Origin of the sequence: Peribacillus sp. NJ4 (assembly GCF_030348345.1) — a bacterium.
GTDB lineage: Bacteria > Bacillota > Bacilli > Bacillales > DSM-1321 > Peribacillus.
The window spans coordinates 625,096-637,334 of sequence record NZ_JAUCFQ010000001.1 but is presented as its reverse complement, the minus strand read 5'-3'; the positions used below and the strand labels follow the sequence as shown (position 1 = coordinate 637,334).

Annotated in this window: 9 protein-coding genes; 6 read left to right on the top strand and 3 right to left on the bottom strand. The window is 41.0% G+C overall.

Features of this window, described 5'->3' with window-relative positions; translation table 11 throughout:
• Nucleotides 1-473 precede the first annotated feature (473 nt).
• The 4 genes from QUF94_RS03135 to QUF94_RS03120 all read left to right on the top strand — a co-directional run bounded on the left by QUF94_RS03135 (nucleotide 474) and on the right by QUF94_RS03120 (nucleotide 4,909).
• Nucleotides 474-1,364 (top strand): TetR/AcrR family transcriptional regulator, encoded by an 891-nt coding sequence (locus QUF94_RS03135; RefSeq protein WP_289314576.1) that lies wholly within the window; start codon nucleotides 474-476, stop codon nucleotides 1,362-1,364.
• A 152-nt stretch (nucleotides 1,365-1,516) separates the two neighbouring features.
• On the top strand, nucleotides 1,517-1,864 hold the full coding sequence (locus tag QUF94_RS03130) for a phage holin family protein (RefSeq protein ID WP_289314575.1): 348 nt from the start codon (nucleotides 1,517-1,519) through the stop codon (nucleotides 1,862-1,864).
• A gap of 206 nt (nucleotides 1,865-2,070) precedes the next feature.
• The gene (locus QUF94_RS03125) at nucleotides 2,071-3,228 is read left to right on the top strand and encodes an endonuclease (RefSeq protein ID WP_289314574.1); all 1,158 of its coding nucleotides are present in this window, start codon (nucleotides 2,071-2,073) and stop codon (nucleotides 3,226-3,228) included.
• 313 nt (nucleotides 3,229-3,541) lie between these two features.
• Entirely contained in the window at nucleotides 3,542-4,909 is a 1,368-nt protein-coding gene (locus tag QUF94_RS03120; RefSeq protein WP_289314573.1) for an amino acid permease, read from the top strand.
• 53 nt (nucleotides 4,910-4,962) lie between these two features.
• Here the strand turns inward: QUF94_RS03120 and QUF94_RS03115 are convergent, their stop codons facing one another.
• Nucleotides 4,963-5,826 (bottom strand): DUF4349 domain-containing protein, encoded by an 864-nt coding sequence (locus QUF94_RS03115; protein WP_289314572.1) that lies wholly within the window; start codon nucleotides 5,824-5,826, stop codon nucleotides 4,963-4,965.
• A gap of 120 nt (nucleotides 5,827-5,946) precedes the next feature.
• Between QUF94_RS03115 and QUF94_RS03110 the strand changes: the two genes are divergently transcribed.
• On the top strand, nucleotides 5,947-6,429 hold the full coding sequence (locus QUF94_RS03110; protein ID WP_289314571.1) for a TspO/MBR family protein: 483 nt from the start codon (nucleotides 5,947-5,949) through the stop codon (nucleotides 6,427-6,429).
• 128 nt (nucleotides 6,430-6,557) lie between these two features.
• On the opposite strand, the gene QUF94_RS03105 is transcribed toward QUF94_RS03110, so the two are convergent.
• The gene (locus tag QUF94_RS03105; RefSeq protein ID WP_289314570.1) at nucleotides 6,558-10,376 is read right to left on the bottom strand and encodes a bifunctional 2',3'-cyclic-nucleotide 2'-phosphodiesterase/3'-nucleotidase; all 3,819 of its coding nucleotides are present in this window, start codon (nucleotides 10,374-10,376) and stop codon (nucleotides 6,558-6,560) included.
• Nucleotides 10,377-11,013: 637 nt separating this feature from the next.
• Here QUF94_RS03105 and QUF94_RS03100 point away from each other — a divergent pair.
• Nucleotides 11,014-11,499, top strand: coding sequence for a DUF2798 domain-containing protein (locus QUF94_RS03100; protein ID WP_289314569.1), 486 nt, complete (start codon nucleotides 11,014-11,016; stop codon nucleotides 11,497-11,499).
• A gap of 277 nt (nucleotides 11,500-11,776) precedes the next feature.
• On the opposite strand, the gene QUF94_RS03095 is transcribed toward QUF94_RS03100, so the two are convergent.
• A complete protein-coding gene (locus QUF94_RS03095; RefSeq protein WP_289314568.1) occupies nucleotides 11,777-12,235 on the bottom strand; it encodes a DinB family protein in 459 nt (152 codons plus the stop codon).
• Between the last annotated feature and the right edge of the window lie 4 nt (nucleotides 12,236-12,239).

Sequence of the window (12,239 nt, the reverse complement as noted above, 5' to 3'; positions counted from 1 at the left end):
TACAACATATAAACAAATTAATATTCCTAATAATGGTATACGACCCTCATGCCCAATATTCCTTCGTAATAAGTGTTTTTATCATTTCTCCTACTAATGGGATAGTAAACGAGAATGAGAGATATATGCTTTCTTGATACGATGCGGCTGCACCTGGTTCCTTCTATTTATTTTATAGCAATCCAGATGATTCTCCTGTGACTTTGTTCACTTCATTAGCCTTTATTTACATAAAGTGTAGAAGGATGCATTTTGTTGATTCCCGATTTCATCAGACTTGATCCATTCGTGTACATTTTGGATTTCAAAAATCCATGAATCCCTATAAAAAAATTGACTGAAACAAGGTATCCATATGAGGACATCACCCTTATTTTGCTAGAGAAATTGTAAACATACTGGTTTGTATTCGTATAGAAAATAAGATACTATTACGTTAAAATGACCGTCCAATAAGAGTAAGGGTGATATAAATGAATGAGCGGAAACAACTGGTAGTTAAATATGCACACCAATTATTTATCGAAAAGGGTTATCAAGCAACATCCATTCAGGACATTTTGGATTATAGCGGCATTTCAAAAGGAACATTTTATAACTATTTTTCTTCTAAAAGCGAATTGCTTAAGGCAGTCTTCCTGACTACCCTAGAAAAATTAGAAAAAGAGCGGAATGAATTGCTGATTGGGCAAAACCTTGGAGATATTGAAATATTCATCAAACAATCCGAATTGCAAATGCACTCCAATAAAAGTAATAAACTCTTTTCCTTATATGAAGAAGTAATGATTTCGAATGATACCGAACTTAAGAACTTCATAACCCATGCTAAATTCCAGCATATACATTGGTTATCAAAACGGTTTCTGGATATTTTCGGCGCTGAGAAAAAACCCTATATTTTGGACTGTGCCATTCTTTACTCGGGGATGATGCATCAAACGATTCATTTTAATGTCTTGGCTAAAGAGCCCGATTTCAACCCTACTGAAGTTATCCGTTATTGTGTGGACCGGATCAAAACCATTTTCGAAGATGTTAGCCAGTCCGGCGTACAGCTTTTAGAACCCGATCAAATCAAGCAATGGCTGCCGGAGTGCTTCAATACACAGCAGGATTTTCATACAGCACTCCTGCACTCTGCAAACGACCTAAAAAAGATGATTTTGAAGCTATGTCAAGATGATGAAGCTGAACGGGTGAAAAACTTAAAATTAATTCACTTTATCCAAGAGGAATTTTTACAAAACAGTGATCCGCGAACCTTCCTCATCGAAAGTGCCCTGCTTTCCTTAAACACCAATCCAAAGCTGAAAAACACATTGGAGTTAAGTGAATTCGAAAAGATCATTGCCAACAACTAATAGAATAAGGCCCTAAAATGGGTCCTTTTCTTTTCCGGGGGGAGTACATATCCGCCCCCTCTTTTTTGTGACAATTCTGTAAACATATAACTGAAATTCATGAAATTTTAGTATAATGACTTGTAGTAAAGTGACTTCAGGAGGAGTTTTTCATGAACATAATAATGCGCTTTCTTATCAACGGGTTGGTATTGCTCGTTATTGACTGGCTTCTCGACTCCATCACGATCAAATCTTACGGTACAGCCCTGCTGGCGGTTTTTATATTATCAATCATGAACTTGCTGGTTAGACCCATTCTGCAACTTATCACATTGCCGATCACCATCCTGACGTTCGGGTTGTTTTCTTTCATTATCAATGCCTTCACATTTCAAATCACCTCCTATGTAGTGAGTGGCTTTGTAATAGATTCTTTTTGGGGAGCTTTAATCGGATCATTTCTATTGAGTTTCATTCAAAGCCTTCTTATAAAAAAGAGTAAAAAAAACCGTCAGTAGGATGCTGACGGTTTTTCGTATCCATGTCATTTCCATAACGGACTTCGATATTTCCCGGGCTATTTCCCTAAATTTCGCTAACCCTCACTAGCTGTATTCTCTCATTTTTGACAATCCAGAAGGAGAAGGCACCATTTATCCATAACTTTACATATACATGCCGATTTTTCTGGAAATGGGTATGAATCGATTTATGGAGGAATGACATGTTCACAAAACATGAACCAAGACTTATCCTGTCCATTTTACTCGTGCTGGCATTCTTTATTCCCGCTCTTTTCGGCACCCCTTCACTAGCCGCGACTGGCGATGGCAGCTTGTCATCTCCTTTCTCCGTTTCCCAAGCCATTGCAAATCAAGACAGCACGATTAAAACGGTCAGTGGCTATGTAGTGGGACAGCCTACCTCTGCTAACACCGTAGTCACGAACAGCTATCCGAATGATTATGCCATAGCCTTAGCAGACAGTTTCGCGGAAACAAACATTGCCAATATGGTATATGTTCAGATCCCATCTTCCTTTCGACCTGAATTTGGGTTGAAATCGAATCCTTCTTTAAAAGGAAAAAAAGTCACCGTAACCGGTGCACTGAGTGCATATTTCACCCATCCAGGCTTAAAAGATGTTTCTGCCATGGTTTCAGGGAATGATTCACCAGAACCGGAGACACCCGGGGTCGGCTCATACTATGAATCAGCCAGCGGAAAATCAGGGGCTTCGCTAAAGAGTTCCCTCCATGAAATCATCGATGACCATACGGAAATATCGTATACAAATGTCTGGGACGCTTTACGGAAAACCGATGAGGACCCGAATAACGCCAATAATGTCATTCTTCTTTATACAGGGCGTTCTCAAGGAAAAACAATGAACGGATCTGGTGTCAATGATTGGAACCGTGAACATGTCTGGGCAAAATCACATGGCGATTTTGGCACCACTTTAGGACCTGGCACCGATCTACATCACCTTCGGCCGACTGATGCGTCCGTCAATAGTACAAGAAACAACCTGGACTTCGATAATGGAGGTTCTGAACACACCGAAGCGAAAGGAAATTACTATGACTCGGATTCTTGGGAACCTCGCGATAGTGTCAAAGGGGATGTCGCCCGAATGCTTTTTTATATGGCGGTTCGTTACGAGGGCGATTCAGGGGAAGTCAATTTAGAGCTAAATAATCAAGTGAACAATGGTACAGCCCCGTATCATGGTAAATTGGCTGTCTTACTGGAATGGAATGAACAGGACCCTGTAGATGCCTTCGAGCGTAACCGAAATGAGGTCATTTATAATGAATATCAACATAATCGCAACCCTTTCATAGATCATCCAGAGTGGGCCTCCGCCATCTGGCAATGATAACAAAAAGCTGTTCCTTTACATTGGGACAGCTTTTCATCGGATAATAGTCTAAATTTTTAGAAAAATCACATAATTATATTTTATTTAAATAGCATTCCATTTAGTTATAAAAGATTATTATATAATGAAAACAGGTAAGAGCTCCTTCTTGGTAAGCGTTTTCATTTTTCGCTTTACAATCTCTCTATTAAAATATATTATTTAGTTGTAATATTATGTGAAAAATCAATAAATAATATGTATTCAGCTCTACTAGTGATAAAATGCTAGATAGAGAAAACTTCACTCCAACAAAGAAAAGGGGAAAATTATGCAAAACTCCAAAGAATCTCAACTGCATAGAGGTTTGGAAGAAAGACATATCGCATTAATGTCTCTTGGCGCAGCCATTGGAGTCGGTTTATTTCTCGGCTCGGCATCTGCGATTAAACTAGCCGGCCCAGCTATCATTATTTCTTATGCAATTGGCGGGCTTATGATCTATCTTATCATGCGGGCACTAGGGGAAATGGCGATAAAAAACCCTGTCGCAGGCTCATTCAGTCGCTATGCAAGCGAATTTGTCGGCCCTCTTGCCGGATATATAACCGGTTGGAATTACTGGTTCGTTTGGATTGCCACCTGTATGGCCGAAATTACGGCAGTCGGAATCTATATGCAATTCTGGTTCCCTGGGACTCCACAATGGGCTTGGGCGTTAGCCGCACTTGCCATCATGACAACGATTAACTTTCTTGCTGTAAAAGCTTACGGTGAATTGGAGTTTTGGTTCGCCCTAGTTAAAATCGTTACGATCATCCTTATGATCGTTCTTGGCTTCGGGATGATCATCTTTGGACTTGGGAACGGCGGAATCGCGGTTGGATTCGGCAACCTTGTTGAACATGGCGGATTTTTCCCTAATGGGATTTCCGGTGTCATCCTCTCTTTCCAAATGGTCATGTTCGCCTATTTGGGAATTGAAATGCTCGGTGTAACAGCAGGTGAAGTCAAAAATCCTGAAAAATCTCTAAAAAGAGCCATCGATACCGTCTTTTATCGGATCTTACTTTTTTACGTTTTAGCTCTGACAGTCATTCTATCGATCACTCCATGGGATCAAATGAATGGAGAAAACAGCCCATTCGTTATGATGTTTGATAAAATCGGTATACCAGGCGCAGCAGGAATCATTCAGTTTGTCGTATTGACAGCGGCCCTATCATCTTGTAACAGCGGGATCTTCAGTACGGGAAGAATGTTATTCAACCTAGCGCAGCAAGGTGAATCACCAAAAAGTTTCGAACGTACAACAAAGTCAGGCGTTCCTGGCGTTGCCATTATCGTTTCGGCTGTCGTGCTACTTTTTGGTGTTTACCTTAACTACATGGAAGCCGATAAAGTTTTCAGTTATGTGACAAGTGTTGCCACATTCGGTGCACTCTGGACTTGGGGAACCATACTTGTCACACAGATTATGTCTAGACGAAAAATGAGTCCGACGGAAAAACAAGGCTTAGGTTACAAAATGCCTCTTTTCCCATTCACTTCTTATTTCACTCTAGCCTTTTTAGTATTCGTAATGGTTGTACTCGGCTTTTCAGCAGATACAAGAATCGCTCTAATCGTTGGTCCGATCTGGATCTTACTGTTAGTGGTTCTGTATTATGTGACCGGTTTGCATAAAAGAAAAAAATAAATGCCAGAGGGTGCCCAAACGAATTTGTTTGGGCACCCTCTTTTTTTCTTCCTTTACCTTTTACCCCTTCTTTTCAGCGCCCAATGGACCACCGCTCCAGCTCCGCCTAAAATAATGAGGATAGGCAAGTTTCCTATTATGAAAACAATGATTCCCGAACCCGCTTTAAGTAATAGATTCGCACTCGTTGCAAGTTGTTTCTTGGTTCTCTCCCATGTATTCAATTCCTTATTATCAATGCCCGGTACAACAATCCGGTCCTGTATAAACGTGATTGTAACCGTTGAATATGAAGTCTGGTTTTCAAGATACTTCATTTGCCCGGTCAGCTGCTCTATTTCTTCTTGAACCACGGCAAGATCAGATGATATTTTCAACAGGTCTTCCGTCTTCTTAGCGTCCTGCATGAATGCAAGTAACCTTTCCTCCACAGCCCTCTTTGACTTCAACCTTGCTTTTAAATCTACATATTGCTCCGTCACATCCTGTCCTGTAACATTCCTTCCGACCACTTCTGAAGCCTCGCCCTCGCTATCGGCTAGAAAATCCTGAAAACGGGCCTCGGGGACCCGAACAGTGATGGTTCCTTCCACCAATTCTTCATCTTCCCTGTATACATTGGACTCGACAACATATCCGCCATATTCATCCACCTTATTCTCAATCTTTATTTGTGCCTTTTCAAGGTTCTTCACTTTCAACTCTAGCTGGGCTTGATGGATGACCTTTCTTTCATCCGTCACCCCTTCTTTTTCCGCGACTTCTTCCGGCTCCTTATTCCCAGAAAAGGAAGCGTCCATTTTACTGGTCGCCTTTTCATCCTGTGATTCCGATGCTGAATCATCTTTTTCATTACTGCTGCATGCAGCAAGTAAAAGGAACAAACTGAACAAAAACATCATTTTTTTACGGTTCATCGGTATTCCCCCTTTTCTTAATAGTACCGACGTAAAATTTGGAAGAAAGTTACACTCCTTGATTAAAGGACATGTTTTATTTTCAGATGAAAAGGTAAAGGTATTAAGAACATCCAAACAATGAAGAAAGAAGCTGATTGCATGATGAACTACGGAAAGTTAGCTAAAAGTGTTTTGGTACCTGTGGTCGGAGGTTCACTTGTGGGGATATTCGCCACAAGGAATTCAAAAGAAATTTATGACAAACTCAAGAAACCTGCTTTTGCTCCTCCTTCCTGGACCTTCCCCGTTGCTTGGACCGGCCTTTATATGATTATGGGAATAGCGAAATATCGCATTGCATCCAAAGAAAAAAAATCGAAGTCAGCTGAACTCCTCTACGATACTCAACTAGGGTTGAATTTCTTATGGTCTTTTTTATTCTTCAAATGGGGCTTGCGCGGAACAGCATTTATTGAAATGGCTGGACTGCTGACCTTGATTACATTAACGGCATTCGAGTTTTATAAAATAGACCGTACATCAGGTTTAGCGATGATTCCCTATATCGCATGGGTCACCTTTGCATTGGGATTAAACTTTTCCATCTTCAGAAACAATTGATCACAAAAAGGAGCGCCCCCTTGTATTAAGGAGCGCTCTCATTTAGGTTTCACGAGTAAATTCACTTAACTCACGAGTAAATGTCCAATTTTCACGAGTAAATCCTCAAACTCACGAGTAAACCTCAATTAATTATTGATATTCGTAATTCTGCCTTCAATTTCTGCCGTGATCTTTCCGCCTTTGAAGGTTTCTTTCACATAGTTAACGAAAGCTTCCAGATCAGCATGCCCAAATACTCGCTCTTTTCCTTTCAGGACGGTATAGTTATCACCACCGCTTGCCATGAAATCATTGACGGCGACCGTGTATGTTTCGGTATCCTTGATCGGTGTCCCGTCCGCTTCCTTCAATAAAGTGACACGTTCGGTGACAGGTTTACTGAAGTCGGCTGTGTAGCTCAGTCCAGAAATTTGCAAAGTTTTCGGAGATCCTTCAACAATCCATTGCTGTTGAAGCAGCGTTTTCACTTCGGCTCCAGTCAGTTCGAGCTTAACCAATACGTTTCCGAACGGCTGGATTTTCGCTAAATCGGAAAAAGTGACTTCCCCCTTTGGAATATCTGCACGAATTCCACCTGGATTCATGAAGGCAAAATCCGAATTCAAATCTGCTTTCATCGAATCGGCAATTAAATTACCGAGTGCAGTTTCCTGTGTATAGGCATTGGTTCTTAAAATTTTCTCATCCGTTGTCCCAAGTGGGGCTTTCAACTCGGGGAACATGTCTAAATAGTCGTTAATGAATTTCGTCGTCCCGGCATCGGGTGTGATGCCATCTTGTGTAACCGTGACAATTTCAGCTGACTTTTTGACAATATCCTTTGTGTTTGGATCGATTTCCAAATCAACATCTTCAAAAGCCGTTCCATAAGAGTAAGCTTGTACAATCAATTTATTATCCACATAGTTGTTGACCCTTGCATGATTATCTCCTGCTAAGATCACATCGACTTCATCATCCACTGCATTGGCAAGATCAGCCACTTCGCCTGTGATGACCCCTTCCTTTTCAGTGCCTGGGTCATGCGAGATGATCACAATGGATTTGACGCCCTTCTCCTTCAACTCATCAACCGCCTTATTTACCGCAGGTGCCTGTTCTATGAATTCCACATTCTTAATGCCATCCGGACTTACTTTTTGAGGTGTGGCATTCGTGACTACACCTATGAACCCAATATCAACCCCGCCGACCTTTTTTATGACGTAAGGGTCCAAAATGGGTTTTTTCGTGTCTTTATATACGACATTGGCAACCACATACGGAAAGTTCAATTTATCGAATACCACATCAGATGTGGGCGACTTTCCGCCATTTATTTGAGCCATCAGGGTTTCTACCCCTTTGTCGAACTCATGGTTCCCGACAGTTCCGACATCGAATTTCATATTATTCAAAAACTGTAGCGTCGGTTTGTCCTGGATCAAAGAGGAAACGGGAGCACTTGCCCCAACAGCATCCCCTGCTGATAGTAAAAGTGTATTTTCAGGGTTTTCAGCTTTACGCTGCTTCATGTGCGCAGCTAAATAATCAGCACGCCCTTGTTTGATACCGCCAAAATCAGAAGTGGTATCCAGCTGGCCGTGAAGATCATTGATTCCGAGCAATTGCACCTTAACGTTTTCTTTTCCAAGATTGAATTTGTAAATGCCAAAGCCTTTATCATCGGTTTTACCTGTATAGGAAATCGTACTTTCTTCATTTAGATATTCCGCACCCTTTGGTGATGAGGTGAAAGTAACGTTCACCTTGCCTGAAATCGGGGCAATCGACCAGTTATTATCAGCGGTTGGATTGATCTCACCCTCTTGTGTAATGTAATCCATCAAGATTTGGCGATTTTCATCCGCAGAGTCAACTACGTATTCACTGCCTTTCACTCCCGGGAAGTTTCCTCCGCCCGAAGCACGGTAATTATTCGTAACGACGATGAAGTCTTGATTCGGGTCCACTGGTTTGCCATTATATTTCAAATCTGCAATCCTGCTTGAATCCGACACTTTTATCCCTTTTTCATCATAGCGCGGAGCCTTGGTGACATCGATTTGATACGTAACGCCGTCAATCACATCAAAATTATAGACGGCAAACTTCCCATTAAGCAATTCCTGTTCCTCAGACTTGGCAGGATCAATTTTATTATATTTCCCGGCAGACATCTCAAGCCATTCTTTAACCACGGACCCTTTGATCTTGATTGCCTTCAAGGTATTATCGTATAAATATAAATCGCCGGCGCTGCGAATGGTCAGTCCGCCTTCTTTGATTTCGGTGAATTCCTCGACTCCATTGCGCCCCGCTTTGAAAGGGGCGCCTACAGAAAGAATAGGCAAGTCTTTGTATTCAGGACGGTTGCTTTGGATATATTTTTCCACATACCATTTCTGCGCGCTTGTCACGACCTGTACAGAAGGATCATCTTGCACAAGGGCGAAGTAACTATGGATTGGAGCTGTAGTCGTTCCAATTGGCGTGTTGACATACTTGATCGTTCCTTCGTGATCCTTTTTAACGGCTTTGACGACAGATGCATCTTCAGCTGCTTTTTTTCCTGTTACTTTGTCGTTGATTGCCCGTGTTGATGAATCGGAATGAACGACCTTCCATTTCCCTTTGATATTCTGGATATCAAGATCGATGATCCCCAGATTACTGCCGCCATATCCTGCTTGAACGGCTGGTACACCATTGATGGTGCCCTTTTTATTATCCACGCCTTTAAGGATTTTTCCTTGGCTATCTTTAAATAGGCTGTCTAAAGACGCCTCATCTTGTGCCGGAAAGACTTTATGCGTGTGAGAGAACGTGATGGCATCGATGCCGGATACTTTGCTTAATGAATAGATGACATCCTCGGTATTCTTGGTGTCGCCATTAAACCCGGAATGAGTGAGCGCCACGATGACATCCGCACCCTTTTTCTTCATTTCAGGTACATATTTATTTGCAGTCGTGACGATTTCTTTTGTAATGACCTTACCGTCAAGATTCGTTTTATCCCAATCCATGATTTGCGGAGGGGCAAATCCAATGTAGCCTATTTTTACTGATTTCTCGTTTCCATTGATATCCTTTACTTTTTTCGTGACGATCTTATAAGGGGTATATTTATTTTTGTCATTCTTTGGATTATTGTCTTTATCCTTTTTATAAACATTGGCATTCACATAAGGGAAGTCCGCATCGTTGATGGCCTCGTCCAAATAAGCTAAACCATAATTGAATTCGTGATTGCCGAATGTAGCGACATCATAGTCAAGCAAGTTCATCGCTTTATAGACAGGATGAACTTCACCTTTTTTCAGTGGCGCTATTTTCGCTTTGTACGTACCCAGGGGGGTCCCTTGAATAAGGTCGCCGTTATCCACTAAAACACTATTTTCCACTTCTTTTCGTGCCTGTTTGATTAAAGATGCCGTGCGGGAAAAGCCGACGGAGTCCGATACGGCATCCTTATAATAATCATAGCTCACTAGATTAGTGTGTATATCTGTCGTCTCCATGATCCTTAGTTCAAATGGGGCATCAGAAACGGAGGTTGCCAGGCTGTTGCCGAAGTTACTCGTATTGCCGTTATACTTGGAGACAACCGATACCTTGACCCAATAACCAGCTTTATACGTATTGAAGTATGCAGAGAACTTTTGGGCCGATTTAATATCCGCCTCAACGGCTGACTGTGAAATGACCTTCGTCCCATTCATTAACTGGAAGACAACTGTTTCATTTCCTTTGTTCCCTTTTTTCGGTGTGACCGTTACAGTCGCCTTGGTGCCATTTGTGTAATTAACGGCAGGAGCTGAAATGATGAATGGTTTAGTCGCGACCGGTTTCTTATTAGACTCTTTGGCGGATGTCTCCCCCGGTACGGTAAATGGGGCTGTAATCAAACTTACAGCCAGAATCGGGGCAAGCATCTTTTTAACATGCATCTTGAACGACATACTTCACAACCCTTCTATTTTTGTAAAATGCTAGAATAATATAACATGATTTTGTCGAAATCGCGTCATGATTTACCATAATATTAATAATTTTGAATAATTGGTACTATTTATCCATTCCCATTCACTGAACATGGATCGTTTTTCCTTCAAATATATATAATCGTCACCGAATCCGAGGGAATCCTTAGGGAGAAAGGTGCTTTTTAATAAAAGGCTGGCCCATGCACATGAGCCAGCCTGCTTACATCGTATGGTTTCAAGATCGTTCCTTCTTTCTTCGACGCTCTCTACTTCAGTGAACCGGAAGCGCCGCTGCAGTTAATCCGCTTGATAATAATAGGACCAAGGCAATCACCCCAGCATACTCCCGATTGATAATGAAATACTTACTGGGAATCTAATGAATCATCAAACTCATTGAAACAAATTAAATTCGCTATTATTCTTTTATGGTTTTCTTTATCTATCAATTTTTCTAATTCGTTTTTTTTTGCAAAACCTCTATAAACAAGGTTTCATCAAAACAACAATGTAATTAAAATAACTTAAAATAAAAGTCATAAAGATGTCACTTATGTAAAAAAATTTTGGCATATATAATTACATTTATGCTTAAAAGAAAGGATGTTTTTATTTGCCTAGTAATAAAAAGGAAGGCATAATCTTTGGGCTTTTTATGTGTTTTGGAATGGTTCTTATTATGTCAGTTTACAACACAGCTTTACACGGGTTTTCATCGTTTACAGTAGGGGGTGCAGTGATTCAATTTGTGGTAACATTCATCGTCGCTTTTATTGCAGAGTCAATAGTTGAACCGCAGGCGCGTAAACTTGCATTATCACTGCCTTATGATAAATCGAAAGAAACCAACTTTATTATTGCAATCGCCTTTTGTATGGTCCCAATAATGGTCCTTATTATGTCAGTATATGGGGTTATTTTAACGAGGTTAATAATAGGAATCGAGGGTTCAATTGTCACAGCTTACCTTAAAACAGTTGGTCTAAACTTTATCGTGGCGCTACCATCACAGTTACTGATTGTTGGACCAATCTCACGCCGGTTATTAACTAAATACATTAAACCAGCGACACATAAGCCAAAATTAACAAAAATTTGAGTGCGTAAATATTAATGTATATGACAAATAAATAAAAAGGATTAAGCTAATACGCTAATCCTTTTTATTTAATATGTTATAACTCTACTGCGTTAAGACGAAAAATTTCTTATATTAGGAATTAACCTGTCCCATCCAGACCAAGGCGTGCCGGTGAAACGACCATTATACCCAATATGGATTCCCGAATTGTCCCCCTCCATAATCCCCTTTTTTGAAAAAACCTGCAGAATTCCTTTCAAAAAAAACTGGTAACCAGTTATTAAAACATGAAAACCTATAAATCCCGATTTATTAAACTGGCGGAAACCGGTTCGATTCCCATCTCCCTCGACCAGATGGACAACTGGCCTATATGATGAATTTCGTGTGCTATCAGATGGCGCAGTATCCTGCCTTGTTGGTATGTCCCCTCCATCCAGGATGGCTGAATCATTTCTTCCTTCCCATCAATTGAATGCGAGTTCAAATAGTCCACGACCTCTGAATGATAACGCCCGGATAATTCCTCCACTTTCTCGATCGTATTATAAGCGTCTAAATCTATCCCGACATCCGGCTTCCCTTGTATGGCCCTGATCCAGCTGCATTCGACATCGATTATATGGGCGAGTGTCCTTAAAATATTGCCCATCCCGCCAGTACGCTGTCGTTTCAGTTCCTCAATCGGTACGGATCTGCACCACTTGAACCACTCATTTCGCACCTGCCAGTTATAAGTGAATAATGTCAACATCCCT